15 protein-coding genes are annotated in these 14,978 nt (G+C 40.2%); 10 read left to right on the forward strand and 5 right to left on the reverse strand.

The annotated features are described in order from the left end of the window. Positions 1-62: 62 nt before the first annotated feature. On the forward strand, positions 63-362 hold the full coding sequence (locus ACQQ5U_RS10400; RefSeq protein WP_437397316.1) for an HPF/RaiA family ribosome-associated protein: 300 nt from the start codon (positions 63-65) through the stop codon (positions 360-362). A 44-nt stretch (positions 363-406) separates the two neighbouring features. Continuing rightward, entirely contained in the window at positions 407-1,033 is a 627-nt protein-coding gene (locus ACQQ5U_RS10405; protein WP_437397318.1) for a hypothetical protein, read from the forward strand. Here ACQQ5U_RS10405 and ACQQ5U_RS10410 read toward each other — a convergent pair. The 3 genes from ACQQ5U_RS10410 to ACQQ5U_RS10420 all read right to left on the reverse strand — a co-directional run bounded on the left by ACQQ5U_RS10410 (position 1,030) and on the right by ACQQ5U_RS10420 (position 3,950). Beyond that, entirely contained in the window at positions 1,030-1,179 is a 150-nt protein-coding gene (locus ACQQ5U_RS10410; RefSeq protein WP_182835504.1) for a hypothetical protein, read from the reverse strand. The genes ACQQ5U_RS10405 and ACQQ5U_RS10410 overlap by 4 nt on opposite strands. 105 nt (positions 1,180-1,284) lie before the next feature. Then, positions 1,285-2,676 carry a sugar porter family MFS transporter gene (locus ACQQ5U_RS10415; protein WP_437397319.1) on the reverse strand — a complete coding sequence of 464 codons (1,392 nt, stop codon included), beginning with the start codon at positions 2,674-2,676 and terminating at the stop codon, positions 1,285-1,287. 32 nt (positions 2,677-2,708) lie between these two features. After that, positions 2,709-3,950: a 3-deoxy-D-manno-octulosonic acid transferase gene (locus tag ACQQ5U_RS10420; protein ID WP_437397508.1), complete on the reverse strand. Its 1,242-nt coding sequence runs from the start codon at positions 3,948-3,950 to the stop codon at positions 2,709-2,711. 83 nt (positions 3,951-4,033) lie between these two features. Between ACQQ5U_RS10420 and ACQQ5U_RS10425 the strand changes: the two genes are divergently transcribed. Genes ACQQ5U_RS10425 through ACQQ5U_RS10435 form a run of 3 tightly spaced genes read left to right on the forward strand, consistent with a single transcriptional unit; the run spans position 4,034 to position 6,606 of the window. Continuing rightward, complete coding sequence (locus tag ACQQ5U_RS10425; RefSeq protein WP_437397320.1) at positions 4,034-5,188, forward strand: DegT/DnrJ/EryC1/StrS family aminotransferase; 1,155 nt, start codon at positions 4,034-4,036, stop codon at positions 5,186-5,188. A 3-nt stretch (positions 5,189-5,191) separates the two neighbouring features. Continuing rightward, positions 5,192-6,214, forward strand: a complete 1,023-nt coding sequence (gene galE / locus ACQQ5U_RS10430) for a UDP-glucose 4-epimerase GalE (RefSeq protein WP_437397321.1) — start codon at positions 5,192-5,194, stop codon at positions 6,212-6,214. A 35-nt stretch (positions 6,215-6,249) separates the two neighbouring features. Further along, positions 6,250-6,606, forward strand: coding sequence for a hypothetical protein (locus tag ACQQ5U_RS10435; protein ID WP_437397323.1), 357 nt, complete (start codon positions 6,250-6,252; stop codon positions 6,604-6,606). A gap of 10 nt (positions 6,607-6,616) precedes the next feature. Here ACQQ5U_RS10435 and ACQQ5U_RS10440 read toward each other — a convergent pair whose 3' ends face one another. Next, positions 6,617-7,717 (reverse strand): acyltransferase family protein, encoded by a 1,101-nt coding sequence (locus ACQQ5U_RS10440; protein WP_437397324.1) that lies wholly within the window; start codon positions 7,715-7,717, stop codon positions 6,617-6,619. Between the two features lie 209 nt (positions 7,718-7,926). Between ACQQ5U_RS10440 and ACQQ5U_RS10445 the strand changes: the two genes are divergently transcribed. Then, the gene (locus tag ACQQ5U_RS10445; protein WP_437397326.1) at positions 7,927-10,725 is read left to right on the forward strand and encodes a 2-oxoglutarate dehydrogenase E1 component; all 2,799 of its coding nucleotides are present in this window, start codon (positions 7,927-7,929) and stop codon (positions 10,723-10,725) included. A gap of 23 nt (positions 10,726-10,748) precedes the next feature. Next, entirely contained in the window at positions 10,749-11,966 is a 1,218-nt protein-coding gene (gene odhB / locus ACQQ5U_RS10450) for a 2-oxoglutarate dehydrogenase complex dihydrolipoyllysine-residue succinyltransferase (protein ID WP_437397328.1), read from the forward strand. A 54-nt stretch (positions 11,967-12,020) separates the two neighbouring features. Here odhB and ACQQ5U_RS10455 read toward each other — a convergent pair whose 3' ends face one another. Further along, positions 12,021-12,461: a retropepsin-like aspartic protease family protein gene (locus tag ACQQ5U_RS10455; RefSeq protein WP_437397330.1), complete on the reverse strand. Its 441-nt coding sequence runs from the start codon at positions 12,459-12,461 to the stop codon at positions 12,021-12,023. A 75-nt stretch (positions 12,462-12,536) separates the two neighbouring features. On the opposite strand from ACQQ5U_RS10455, the gene ACQQ5U_RS10460 reads away from it, so the two are divergent. The 3 genes from ACQQ5U_RS10460 to ACQQ5U_RS10470 are packed head-to-tail and all read left to right on the forward strand — an operon-like array spanning position 12,537 to position 14,954. After that, complete coding sequence (locus ACQQ5U_RS10460; protein ID WP_437397332.1) at positions 12,537-13,145, forward strand: hypothetical protein; 609 nt, start codon at positions 12,537-12,539, stop codon at positions 13,143-13,145. Between the two features lie 5 nt (positions 13,146-13,150). Further along, complete coding sequence (locus ACQQ5U_RS10465; protein ID WP_437397334.1) at positions 13,151-13,918, forward strand: TatD family hydrolase; 768 nt, start codon at positions 13,151-13,153, stop codon at positions 13,916-13,918. Between the two features lie 4 nt (positions 13,919-13,922). After that, positions 13,923-14,954, forward strand: a complete 1,032-nt coding sequence (locus ACQQ5U_RS10470; protein ID WP_437397336.1) for an asparaginase — start codon at positions 13,923-13,925, stop codon at positions 14,952-14,954. The last annotated feature ends 24 nt before the right edge of the window (positions 14,955-14,978 follow it).

A 14,978-nucleotide genomic window follows, 5' to 3' on the forward strand; every position in this document is an offset into this window, starting at 1 on the left:
ACAATTGTCATTAAATTTTATCTTTAGTAGTTATAGATTTGAATATAATCAAAACAATAATCATGGAAGTACATGTTCAATATCAAAAAATGATGACTAGTGAATCATTAACCGAATTGTTAATGAAAAAACTGGAAGGATTGGAAAATAAGTACAGCTGGTTGATCAAAGCCAACGTACTTTTTAAAGAAGAAAATGATAAAGCCGGAGAAGGTAAAATTTGTGAAATAGAATTAAGTGCTCCGGGCCCAAGGATTTTTGCAAAGTCCAACACCGAGGATTTTGAAAAGTCCATGGCCAATACCATAGAAGATTTAAAACGTCAGCTGGAAAAGAGACAAGCTACGTTTGCCACTCATTAAATAGAGAAAAACCTATACTGCGCATCAATCAAAAAAACATAGTGATGAAATCAAAATTAATAGCCATAAGCATGATACTCCTAATGGGATGTTCCTCAACTAGATTGGTAAGTACATGGAAGAATCCCGATATAGTGCTCTTTGATGCATACCAAGTACTCGTTGTGGGTATGGTACAAGATGACAATGCCCGAATGGAGTATGAGACCAAGTTTGTGGAAGCTTTGAAAGAAAAGGGTGTGGATGCGGTGCGCAGTATGGATCTTTTTGATGTGGAATTTACTGCCTCAGAACGATCTGAAGAGGAATTGGAAGAGGTAGAACAACAATTGTTGGATAAAGGTTTTGATGCTATTTTGTTTACCAAAGTAGTGGGTACGGAAAATCGAAGAACATTTAAGGAACATATCAATGATGTTGATAAAATGTTTATGAGGTTTACTAACGATTATTTGGAGCACCAAGAGATTTATTACGACCCCGAATACTACGACACATTTAACATATACCACTCAGAGACTTCGCTCTATTGTATATGTGTTGGAAAGGAAATAGAACTTATTTGGAGAGGAGAGGTGGATGTTACGGAGCCTGCCAATGTAAATAAGGCCATAGACTCCTATATTAAGCTGGTTACAAAATCAATGGGAGAAGAAGATGTAATTTTCTAGGAAGAGAGACCGATGGCTTCCAATACGCCTAAAAGGTCTAAAGCAATTAAAACTGGAATTGCTATTAATATCACGATCAATATAAAAACCATGACCCGCAAAAAACCGACCATGAGTTTGTTCCCAATGCTAATTTCATCTGCCATAAAAGTGTAATTTCTATCAATTTACGGAATTATTTGCGCATTCACTATAAAATTAGATACACTATTCGACTAAAGGATGTGTTTTTGGTATGTACTGTAAACCAACTAATTTGATTTTTCTTTTTTTCTGCTGAGCAGTTTACCCAGCTCTTCCAAAGAGATTCCTTTGGTCTCTGGCATCATAAAAATCACCCATAATAATTGGAGTACCATCATAACCGCAAAAAAGATAAAGATAGGCCATGGGTTATCTTTGAAAATTCCGATTTCAGCATCTAAAAATGTAGGGGTAAGTAGAGTAATTAAAGCGGCGAATACCCAATGTGTTCCAGTCCCCCATGACTGCCCATAGGAACGGACCTTGTTCGGAAATATTTCCGAAATAAAAACCCATATCACCGCACCTTGTCCAATGGCATGGGAGGCAATAAAAATCAAAATAAAGGTGAGAAGTAACACGGAGCTGGCCCCTGAATAAAAACACCAACCCACCATGGCCAAACTTACAATGTAGCCAATGGAACCAATGTACATTAGTTGCTTTCTTCCCAATTTGTCGATTAATGAAATTCCTACAAAAGTGAATATCAAATTAATGACCCCGATGGATATGGAGCTGAAAAGCGATTCGCCAGAAGCAAGGCCGGCACGTTCCAAGATTTCAGGAGCATAATACAGTACAAAATTGATACCCGAAAGTTGGTTAAAAAAAGCAATCAAAAAAGCCAACATCAAAGGTCTGTTATATTTTCCCGAGAACAAGCTTTCTTTCTTCTTTTCAGTAGTATCAAACAGCGCAATTTTTATTTGTTCTAGATGAACCGAAGCCTTGTCTTTTGCAATCCCAAGTAGCGTAATGGATTCTATCACAATAGCATCTGCATGGTTCTTCATCAACAGCCATCGTGGACTGTTGGGTATTTTAAACACCATAATGGTGTAAATTAAAGCTGGAAGCCCTTCTATGCCCAACATCCAACGCCATGCGATGTTCTCATCAAATATAATCCCAATAAGATAATTGGAGATGAAGGCTATCAAAATCCCAAAAACAATATTGAACTGGTACATGGCCGTTAACCTGCCCCGTGTTTGGGCGGTTGAGATTTCGGAGATATAAACTGGTGCGGCAACCGAGGAAGCTCCTACACCGACCCCTCCAATAAATCTAAAAAGTGAAAAACTAAAGGGTTCGGGAGCAACAGCCGAACCCACAGCGGAAGCAAAGTAAAGTACTCCTATCCAGAACAAGGTTTTTTTTCTTCCCAAACGATCAGTGGGAATACCACCAAAAAGCGAACCCAAAACTGTACCCCAAAGTGCCATGGACATAATAAAAATGCCGTGGAAGGTGAAGATGGAATCACCCAAAAACCAATTGGTGTCCCATATTTCTTTTATGGGTTGGTTGGCACCTGAGATTACAACGGTATCAAACCCAAATAAAAAGCCCGCTAGGGCCGCCGTCAAAGAAATTCTGAAAATACGCTTGTCCATGTTGGTTGAATTTTGCTAAAGCTAACCAAATTTTAGATAATCTTGGAGATATACTGCATAATCAAATCGGCAGCACCTTTGTTGGAGTTGATATAGTTCGAATTGATATCTCCAATATTTTTGATGGAAATAGGGTTGTTTAAAAGTTCGCTCATCAAATTGTTAAAACTATCTTGGTTGGAAACAGGTATTATACCACCCTCTTTAACAAGGTCCTTTGCTTCCTTAAATCCTTCAAATTGAGGTCCGATGATGATGGGGATTCCAAAAACTGCAGGCTCCATGGTGTTGTGCAGACCTGTAGCAAAGCCACCGCCCACATAGGCGATATTGGCGTAGCTGTAAATTTTGGTCAGCAAACCAATCGTATCAATAATAAGTATATCGAAATCCTTTAAATTTTGATTGTCTATTTCGGAATAGAGAATGGTTCTTTTTTGCAGGGCGGAGGTAATTTTTTCAATATGGGCAGGCTTTATTTCGTGGGGAGCAATAACAAATTTCACCTTTTCTTCGGTATTGTTGATGTGGTCGATGAGTATCTCCTCGTCCTCGGGCCAAGTGCTGCCAGCCACTAGGCATAGCTGATTGTTCTTGAAGCTGTCCATAAAATCCAATTGGTTGTTTCGTTTCAAAATTTCAGAAACACGGTCCAATCGGGTGTCTCCACCAATAGTTGAGTTGCTGAAACCGATGGATTCCAACAGCTTTTTGGATTTTTCATCTTGAACAAAGAAATGGGAAAATGTCCCAAGGCTTTTTCGCATAAACCCACCATAGGATTTAAAATAAATCTGTCTTTCGGAAAAAATGGCTGACACCAAAATAGTTGGAACCTTACTTTTTTTGAGGTGATACAGATAATTGGGCCATACCTCATACTTTACAAAAATGGCCAACTCTGGGTTGATGAGGTCTAAAAAACGCTTCACTTTGGAATTGCTATCCATGGGAAGATATACTACTACATCAGCAACTATTGTATTCTTTTTTACCTCGTAACCCGAAGGTGAAAAAAAACTCAGGACCAGTTTGTGTTCAGGGTACTTTGTGCGTAACCTTTCCAAAATGGGCAGCCCCTGCTCAAATTCACCCAAGGAGGCCACATGCATCCAGATTGTTTTACTGTTCGAAGGGATTTTTTCTTTCAATATGGGAAAGGAGTTCTTCCGACCTTTTACGAACAATTTTATCTTGGCATTAAAAAGCGCAACCACTTTTAGGCCAAACCAAGCAATGTTAATCAGAATGTTGTAAAGCAAACGCAAGGGCATCATTTTTCGCTAAAATACATTCTTTCGGTCAGAGACCATTATGGCATCTTAATTTCTTAATTTTGACCTATTAATTTATTCGGATGAAAAAAATACAAATGGTTGACCTAAAAGGTCAATATGAAGGTATAAAAACCGAGGTCAATGAGGCCATTTCAGAAATCTTGGATTCTTCAGCATTTATAAATGGCCCGCATGTAAAGGCTTTTCAAAATGAATTAGAGGAGTATTTGGATGTAAAACATGTAATTCCGTGTGCCAATGGAACGGATGCTCTTCAAATATGCATGATGGGTCTTGGGCTCGAGCCTGGTGATGAGGTGATCACTGCCAATTTTACCTTTGCTGCCACAGTTGAGGTGATAGCTCTTTTAAACCTTACTCCTGTGCTAGTGGATGTGGAACCGGACACCTTTAATATTGATGTAAAAGCTATTGAAAAGGCGATTACTCCCAAAACCAAGGCTATTGTGCCCGTGCACTTATTTGGACAATGTGCCAATATGGACGAGATTATGGCATTGGCGAAAAAGCATGATCTATACGTAATTGAAGATAATGCTCAGGCCATTGGAGGGTCATACTATTCCAAAGATGGTACAAAACAAAAGGCAGGGACCATTGGCCATGTTGGTGCAACATCGTTCTTCCCATCTAAAAATTTGGGTTGTTATGGAGATGGCGGGGCCATTTTTACCAATGATGATGATTTGGCCCATACCATCCGAGGTGTTGTTAATCATGGGATGTACGAAAGATATTATCATGATGTCGTGGGGGTAAACTCGCGTCTGGACTCTATTCAAGCTGCCGTATTAAGGGCAAAATTGCCCAAATTGGATTTTTATAATCAAAAGCGTTGGGAAGCTGCGTCAAAATATTCCACTGCATTTAAAGGGCAAGAGCATATAGTGGTTCCAAAAATATCATGCGGCTGTGATATGGAAAAAAGTGTTTGCGATTGTCATGTGTTCCATCAATATACCTTGAGGATTTTGAATGGCAAACGCGACGGTCTTGTACAACATTTGAATGATAATAACGTTCCTTGTGGAGTGTATTATCCAGTTCCGTTGCATAAGCAGAAAGCCTATGCGGACGAACGTTACAACGAAGATGATTTTCCCGTGACCAATCAATTGGTAAAAGAGGTAATTTCCCTTCCTATGCATACAGAGTTGGATGATGAACAAATTGATTTTATAACCAATTTGGTAATCGACTTCGTAAACAAATAAAAGATGAAAATACTCGTAACCGGCGGTCTGGGTTTTATCGGTTCCCATACTGTTGTTGAATTGCAAAATGAGGGCTTTGAAGTAGTAGTTGTGGACAACCTTTCCAATTCTTCCATTGATGTTTTGGACGGCATTGAAGCAATCACTGGTAAAAAACCCATTTTTGAGGAATTTGACTTACGTGAAAAACCAAGGGTCCAAGCATTTTTTCAAAAGCATGATGATATTGCCGGGGTAATCCATTTTGCCGCATCTAAAGCGGTTGGTGAAAGTGTGGAAAAACCATTGCAGTATTACGAGAACAATTTAGGAGTGTTGGTTTACATGCTTCAAGAATTAAAGAAAAAGCATGGGGCCAGCTTTATTTTTAGTAGCTCCTGCACGGTTTATGGTCAGGCTGATAAAATGCCCATTACTGAAGCCGCTCCGGTAAAACCAGCCGAATCTCCTTATGGAAACACCAAGCAGGTGGGCGAGGAGATTATTCGTGATACCTGTAAAGTAAATCAAGATTTGAATGCAATCGCTTTGCGATACTTTAACCCTATTGGGGCCCACCCTTCCGGAAAAATAGGGGAACTTCCCATTGGAGTACCACAAAACTTGGTGCCCTTTATCACCCAAACAGGGATTGGTCTGCGAGAACAACTTTCGGTTTTCGGAGATGACTATCCTACGGAAGATGGCACCTGTATCAGAGACTATATACACGTGGTTGACTTGGCTAAAGCCCATGTGGCAGCTCTGCAACGACTTTTGGCAGGAAAGAATGAAACCAACTACGAAGTTTTTAATTTAGGTACTGGAAAAGGAAGCTCCGTTTTGGAAGTGATTCATAGTTTTGAACGTGTTTCAGGTAAAAAGTTGAATTATAAAATAGTGGATAGGAGAGCAGGAGATGTTATTCAAGCTTATGCGGACACAAAAAAAGCCAATAAAGTCTTGGGGTGGAAAGCCCAATCCAGTCTCGATGATGCAATGAAATCTGCTTGGGAATGGGAGAAAATTGTGAGAAGTTCAAGTTAAAAAATCTCAAATCGAATTTGTAACGTAAATAGAGTATGCTATCCAACTTTAACACTAGTTTGGAGTTGTTGGAAGCTGTCCAGCAAGAGCAACTCTATCAAAAATTGATACATCAACTCAAAAAGGATTTTGAATTGGCCAATGTGCCTATCAATATTCCTTTGGATATTACTCCCGAACAACTTAAAAGTACCATCCACGAAAAGATTTATTACTTGATCGTGGAAAAGTTTCCAGAGTATCTCAACCTATTATATGTTGTGGATATTTCAGAAAAAGAAGTGAAAAAGATAGCTCCCTCCGATGTTGTTGATATTTCGGCGGAGGTATCTTTTTTATTATTGAAGAGAGAATGGCAAAAAGTTTGGTACAAAGCCAAATATAGTAGCTGACCATAGGTTGCTAAACTTTTACATAGACACCTTTTTTGTCCATTATGTAGCCTACAAACCAACAGGTAAGCATAATCCAGAGTGCAAACAACAAAGAGCCCATATAACCACCGGACCACGATATAAAAACGTTGTCCGCTATCCATCGATAAAGGGATTCCCCGTCAATATCCACTGCAAAAAGGGTTATGACAAATACCTCTGACAATAGATAAATAAATAAGGTGTTTTTACCGAACACTTCAAAAAAGTAACTCCAGCTTTTTGCTTTTTTCATATCCAGAACATAGATAAGTATAGCTATAGCAAAAAGGTCGATTCCACAGGTGAGTAACACAAAGGAACTGGTCCAAAGCTTTTTGTTGATAGGCAATATAAGGTCCCATGCCAAACCGGCAAAAATAAGTGCAAACCCAACCATCATCAATTTGGCAACGGTTTCATAGTTTTGACCGTTGTTTTGTATAAATCGTCCAGCCAAGTATCCAATAATCACATTTACAATGGCAGGTAGGGTACTCAATAAACCTTCCGGGTCAAAAGCAATGCCGTTGCCATGGTACATATGACTGGGGCCAATAAGCCACTCATCCAATTTCAGAACCGCATTGCCTGCTAATGTGAGGTCGCCAAACCCAATTAAAATAAGATGGTAGGCAACCAAAAAGGCAACACTTAGCCAAATTGCCGTTTTGGTCTTCACAAAATGAAGGATTATAGAGGCGAACATATAACAAAGTGCAATGCGCTGTAAAACACCAAAAATCCGTGTTTCCGAAAAAGGCTTTAACTGGCCATCATCAAAAAATGGATACCAATACATCAAAAAGCCCAATAAAAAGATAATTGCTGTCCGCTTCAACACTTTCTTAAAAAAAGCTGGGTTGCCCATGCTTTCATATTTTTTCATGCTAAAGCTCATGGAATTCCCTACTACAAACAGAAAAGTGGGGAAAACAAGGTCCGTTAAAGTGAAACCATTCCACTCTGCATGGAGCAAGGGCGAAAATGTGGTTGAACCTCGGCCTGGAGAGTTAACAATGATCATTAAGGCGACATCCAACCCCCTGAAAACATCTAAGGAGAGGTATCTGTTTTTAAGTTTGGACATATTTGATTGGTTTAGCTCGGTGTTCAAGTTAAATTATTTTTAGTTTATCCTGTTAATTTGAGTTAAAAATTTAATTTTTATCGCTTTCCTGTTCGTTCTGTAACGGAGTTGTTATTTTGAACAAGAAATTGAGAAAAACACAAGCATATAAATGGTAAAACCCGTATTTTTGGGGAAATTTTCCATAAAGTTTTGGAGAAACAGAAAGAATGGACAAATATTCATTTTTAAATGCTGCGCACACTTCGTTTTTTGCGGAGCAATACGAAAAATATCTAACGAATCCAGATAATGTTGAGCCCAGTTGGAGGGCTTTTTTTCAAGGATTTGATTTTGGTTTGGAAGGTTCCTTGGAAGATTTGGGAATCGAATCGGACAAAGGTGGAATGGTTGTGCTTTCCAATGGAAGGAAAGTGGAAATGCCGGAGACGCTTCAAAAGGAATTTCAGGTTATCCGTCTTATAGATGGGTATCGTTCCCGAGGGCACTTATTTACCCAAACGAACCCTGTTAGGGACCGAAGGAAATATGCCCCCACTTTGGGCATAGATAACTTTGGTTTGATCCAAGAGGACCTGGACACGGTTTTTGATGCAGGTAAAATACTTGGTATAGGCCCCGCTTCACTAAAGGAAATCGTACGTCATCTGGAGAGTATTTATTGTGATTCCATAGGTGTGGAATACATGTACATACGCACACCGGAACGTATCCAATGGATTCAGGATTGGCTGAACGTTAATGACAACCATCCCAATTTTACTGCCGAAGAAAAGAGGAACATCCTTAGAAAGTTGAATGAGGCCGTCTCTTTTGAAAGCTTTTTGCATACTAAGTATGTAGGACAAAAGCGATTTTCATTGGAAGGCGGGGAATCTTTGATTCCAGCTTTGGATGTAATTATTGAAAAGGCAGCAGATAAAGGGGTAAAACAATTTGTTGTGGGTATGGCCCACAGAGGTCGTTTGAACGTTTTGACCAATATTTTCGGAAAGTCGCCAAAGGATATCTTTAGCGAGTTTGATGGCAAGGATTATGAAGAGACCATCTTTGATGGAGATGTAAAATATCACTTGGGATGGACTTCTAAACGTGAGACGGATTCTGGAAAAATGGTCAATATGAACATTGCTCCGAACCCATCCCATTTAGAAACAGTGAATTCCATCGTTGAAGGGATTACCAGAGCCAAACAAGATCATGACCATGGGAATGATATTTCTGAAGTATTGCCCATTTTAATTCATGGTGATGCCGCCTTTGCAGGACAAGGTGTGGTTTATGAGGTGATTCAAATGGCCCGCTTAGATGGGTATGCTACGGGAGGGACCATCCATATTGTAGTGAACAACCAAATTGGCTTTACTACCAATTATTTGGATGCTAGGTCTTCTACGTATTGTACCGATGTGGGCAAAGTAACCCTTTCACCTGTACTTCATGTAAATGCTGATGATGCAGAGGCTGTGGTACATGCTACAACTTTCGCATTGGAATATAGGATGCGCTACAAACGTGACATCTTCTTGGATTTACTCGGTTATAGAAAGTATGGTCATAACGAGGGAGATGAACCCAAGTTTACACAACCGCTTTTGTATAAATCCATATCCAAGCATAAAAACCCAAGGGATATTTATGCAGAGAAGTTGATTGCCGAAGGTATAATCGATGAGAACTACGTAAAAGAACTCGAAGAAAAATATAAGAAGGATCTAGAGGAAGACCTTTTGGATTCCCGTAAGATTGAGAAGACTAGGATAACCCCTTTTATGCATGATGAATGGGAAGGTTTTGGACAAGTAACCGAAGAGGTTATGCTAAAGCCAATGGATACATCCTACGATTTAAAAAAATTGGACGAAGTCGCCAAGAGTATTACCAAACTTCCGGAGGATAAAAAATTCTTGAGAAAATTGGTGCGATTGGTGGAAGGTCGTCATAAAATGTATTTTGAGGATAACAAGCTCGATTGGGCCATGGGCGAGCTTTTGGCCTATGGATCATTGATCGAAGAGGGTTATGATGTTCGGATGACCGGACAAGATGTGGAAAGGGGAACCTTCTCGCACAGACATGCGGTCATCAAAACAGAAATGCATGAAGAAGAAGTAGTATTGTTGAACGAGATGGGGGATAACCAAAACGGGAAATTCCACATTTACAACTCGTTGCTATCCGAATATGCGGTGATGGGATTTGATTATGGCTATGCCATGGCAAGTCCAAAGACGCTTACAATTTGGGAAGCACAGTTTGGGGATTTCAGTAATGGTGCCCAAATTATTATTGACCAATACTTGTCCTCTGCAGAGGATAAATGGAAAATGCAGAACGGTTTAGTGCTCTTGTTGCCACATGGATACGAAGGCCAAGGAGCAGAACACTCATCGGCACGTATGGAAAGATATCTGCAACTTTGTGCCAAGGACAATATGTATGTGGCCGATGTAACCACGCCCGCAAACCTGTTCCACTTGTTCCGCAGACAAATGAAGGCCAAGTTCCGTAAGCCATTGGTGGTATTTACGCCTAAAAGTTTGTTGAGGCATCCAAAAGTACATTCGACAAAAGAGGAAATGGCCAACGGGAGTTTCCAAATGGTAATCGATGATGCCGAGGCCAAAGCAACCAAGGTAAAGACATTGGTGTTCTGTACCGGTAAATTCTACTATGATCTTTTGGATGAAAAAGAGAAACTTGGTCGGGATGATGTAGCTTTGGTTCGTGTGGAGCAATTGTTCCCATTGCCAGCCAAGGAAATGAGAAGCATTATCAAAAAATATAAGAACGCGGATGACATTGTTTGGGCACAAGAGGAACCGAGGAACATGGGAGCTTGGGGCCATATGTTGATGCATTTGGACGAAGCCAAGCAATTTAGGGTCGCATCCCGTAGATTCTATGGAGCACCTGCAGCTGGTAGTGCCGTGCGTTCAAAAAGACGTCATGCCCAAGTGTTGGACTACGTTTTTGACAAGAGTAAGGACAATATGTTAATAAGATAATTCAAGTATAAACTATAACAGAAATGGTTTTAGAAATGAAAGTTCCCTCACCAGGGGAATCCATTACAGAGGTAGAAATCGCCGAGTGGTTGGTAGAGGATGGAGACTATGTGGAGAAGGACCAGGCCATAGCCGAGGTGGACTCGGACAAGGCAACATTGGAGCTTCCTGCAGAGGAGAGCGGAATTATTACTCTTAAGGCCGAGGTAGGTGACGCCGTGGCCGTTGGTGAGGTGGTTTGCCTTATCGACACCAGTGCGGAAAAACCTGAAGGTTCTGGTGCATCGGACAAAAAAGAAGAACCTAAAAAGGAAGAACCCAAAAAAGAAGCACCAAAGAAAGAAGAGCCTAAAAAGGAAACCTATGCTTCTGGTGCACCATCTCCGGCAGCAAAGAAAATATTGGATGAAAAAGGTATTTCAGCTTCATCCGTATCCGGTACCGGTAGGGATGGTCGTATCACCAAGGACGATGCGGTAAAAGCAGTGCCGTCAATGGGGACCCCAACTGGGGGTAATCGTGGTGAGACCCGTTCCAAACTGTCCATGTTGCGTAGAAAGGTGGCTGAACGTTTAGTATCCGCCAAGAACGAGACTGCGATGTTGACCACCTTCAACGAAGTGGATATGTCCGCAATCTTTGAATTGCGTAAACAATATAAAGAAGAGTTCAAGGAAAAGCATGGTGTAAGTCTAGGATTTATGTCCTTCTTCACCAAAGCCGTAATCCGCGCCTTGGAAATGTATCCGGCCGTTAACTCCATGATAGATGGTAAGGAAATGATCACTTACGAATTCTGCGATATCAGTATTGCAGTATCGGGCCCTAAAGGTTTGATGGTTCCTGTCATCAGAAATGCAGAGAACTTAACTTTTAGAGGTATCGAAGCCGAGGTGAAACGTTTGGCCATCCGAGCCAGAGAAGGTGAAATCACTGTAGATGAAATGACCGGTGGTACCTTTACCATTACCAATGGAGGTGTATTCGGTTCCATGTTATCCACACCAATCATTAATCCACCACAAAGTGGAATCCTGGGTATGCACAATATTGTAGAGCGTGCGATTGTAAGGGACGGAGCCATTGCCATTGCACCAGTAATGTACGTGGCACTTTCTTATGACCACAGAATTATTGATGGTAAGGAATCCGTTGGGTTCTTGGTAGCCGTAAAAGAAGCATTGGAAAGTCCAGAAGAATTGTTGATGGACGGCAACGTGAAAAAAGCATTGGAATTATAAATAAATAATACATGGGCGAGTTGTTCTCGACTGCGCTCGAACTGACAAATGCCTTTACTTTTTTAAGTAGAGGCATTTTTTATTGTAGTCGATTACGGCCTTACCTTTTTTGAGGACATCGGCGCCAATAATGCCATCCACGGGCAATGCATTGTGAGCGACCAAGGCTTTGTTTACGTGGGTGAGGTCAAAAAGGACCACTTTGAGCTTCTTTTTTTTCCAATCCCCAATTTGGATTTTGTTTTTGTTGGAAATCAAAGTTTCCATTTCTGTGGCACCTGCCCCAGCAGCTTTAATGTCCGTTGCTTCGGAAGCCATTTCAAAAAACTCGATTTTGTCCATCCCTACACAGGTGTTGGAGGCTCCGGTGTCCAAGATGAACTTGCCCGTTACACCATTGATTGTTGCTGCGAGTTCAAAGTGGTTGGTTTCGGTAAATACCAAAGGTATTTTAATGTAGTCTTTGGATTTAAGGAATTTTTTGAGTGATGCCATATGGAAATGTGCTCTTGAGGGGCTTTAATCAGAAACAAAGTTTTGGGACATCTAAGATAAACCTATTTTTGCGTTATGAATATTTTCAATTTTAAGAAGATTGCCGTCTTAATTTTTTGCATAGCTGTTGCAATTTCTTGTGGTCAAAAACGCAAGAAAATTGATAAGGCTCAAATTGCTGAAGATTATATCGATGCCTTGAATGCATCCGATTATAACCAAGTAGTTGGATTGTTTTTGGACAGTATACGGTTTAACGAAATGGATTATAAAAGAACCTTCACCAAGAAAGATTACCATTCGTTGTTTCAATGGGACTCGGTATTTGCCCCAAAATATAGGATTTTGGATTTAAGAGAAGATGGTGATGATCTTTACTTGAAGGTGTCAAAAGAGTGTGATAGGATTCTTTTTTTGCAGGACAGCCCATTTATCACCAATGAGATTATGAAAATTAAGCAAGGTGCAATACAAAGTATTGATATTGTCGAATATGTTGATTTTAATGATTCCTTATGGGCTGCTAATCGTAAAAGTTTGGTTTCATGGATAGATGAACATCATCCAGAGTTGGACGGATTTATTTATGACCAAACCAAACAAGGAGCATTAAAATTCCAAAAAGCCATGGAATTGTATAGGAACAAGAAGGATTCAATACCTGTTCAGGAAAACATCAAATAGTAAAAATGATCATAACCGATACCCATACCCATTTATATAGTGAAGCCTTTGATGAGGATAGAAGTGATATGATGCAGCGTGCCCTGGATGTAGGGGTGGAACGCTTTTTTATTCCTGCTATCGATTCAACCTATACCCAATCCATGTTGGATTTGGAATCAAACTATCCAGCCAATATATTTTTGATGATGGGATTGCACCCAACACACGTCAAGGAAAATTATAAGGAAGAGTTGGCGCATGTAGAAGAATGGCTGACCAAGAAAAAGTTCTATGCAGTTGGTGAAATAGGGGTGGACCTGTATTGGGACAAAACCTTTTTAAAAGAGCAACAAGAAGCCTTTGCGTATCAGATTCGGTTGGCGAAAAAGCATCAATTGCCGATAGTGATTCATTGTCGTGATGCTTTTGATGAGGTGTTCGAAGTATTGGAGCAGGAAAAAGGGGAGGGCCTCTTCGGAATTTTTCATTGTTTTACAGGAACCTTGGAGCAGGCCCATCAAGCTATATCTTACAATATGAAGTTGGGCATTGGGGGAGTGGCTACCTTTAAAAATGGCAAAATCGATAAGTTTTTGAATCAAATCGACCTTAAACACATTGTTTTGGAAACGGATGCGCCGTATTTGGCACCGACCCCTTATCGCGGAAAACGGAACGAAAGCTCATACATTGTAAAGGTGTTGGAAAAACTATCGTCCATATATAGTATGCCCGAGGAGGAAATTGCAGAGATCACCACAGAAAACTCCAAAGAAATATTCGGAATCTGATTTCATGAAAAAGAAAACCAACATATTACTGATCTATACCGGAGGAACCATCGGGATGGTTAAGGATTATAAAACAGGTGCGCTCAAAGCGTTCAATTTTGATGAACTCGTCAAAAATATCCCTGAACTGAAACAGCTGGATTGTAACCTCAAAGGAGTTTCGTTCGAAAACCCCATCGATTCTTCGAACATGAATCTCGATTACTGGGTGGTTATTGCATCTATTATTGAAGAACATTATGAGGATTATGATGGTTTTGTGGTGTTGCACGGTAGTGATACCATGAGTTATTCTGCCTCAGCATTGAGCTTTATGTTGGAAAACTTGGAAAAGCCTGTTATTTTCACAGGTTCCCAATTGCCGATTGGGGACTTACGTACCGATGCCAAAGAAAACTTGATTACTTCCATTGAGATAGCTGCGCTTCAGGAAAAAGGAAAACCTGTAGTGCAAGAAGTAGGATTGTATTTTGAGTACAAATTGTACCGAGCCAATCGAACCACTAAGATAAACGCGGAGCATTTCGAAGCTTTTGCATCGTTAAACCATCCACCTTTGGTGGAATCCGGGGTGCATTTAAAGGTGCATCAGAACTATTTATGGAAAAAAGTGGTTAAAAATAAGTCGCTTCAAGTCCATAAAAAGATGGATAATAGGGTGGCCATTTTAAAATTATTTCCAGGACTTAACCAAAATGTGCTCCAATCTGTGTTGAATATACCCGATTTAAAGGCGCTTATTTTAGAAACTTATGGTGCTGGTAATGCTCCAATGGACGATTGGTTTTTGAATGAATTAAAAATGGCCAAAGAAAAAGGATTACATATAATCAATGTAACGCAATGCTCCGGAGGAAGCGTTTTTATGGGGCATTACGAAACCAGTGAAAAGCTCAAAGAGATGCAACTGGTTAACGGCAAGGATATTACAACCGAGGCAGCTATAACAAAGGCGATGTACCTTTTGGGAACTGGGGTTCCCGACAAATTGTTCAAGACAATTTTTGAGACGCCACTTCGTGGTGAAATGGTGTAAAATTAACGCTTCAAATTTCTATAA

It is taken from the genome of Flagellimonas lutimaris (assembly GCF_051494225.1).
GTDB lineage: Bacteria > Bacteroidota > Bacteroidia > Flavobacteriales > Flavobacteriaceae > Flagellimonas > Flagellimonas lutimaris_A.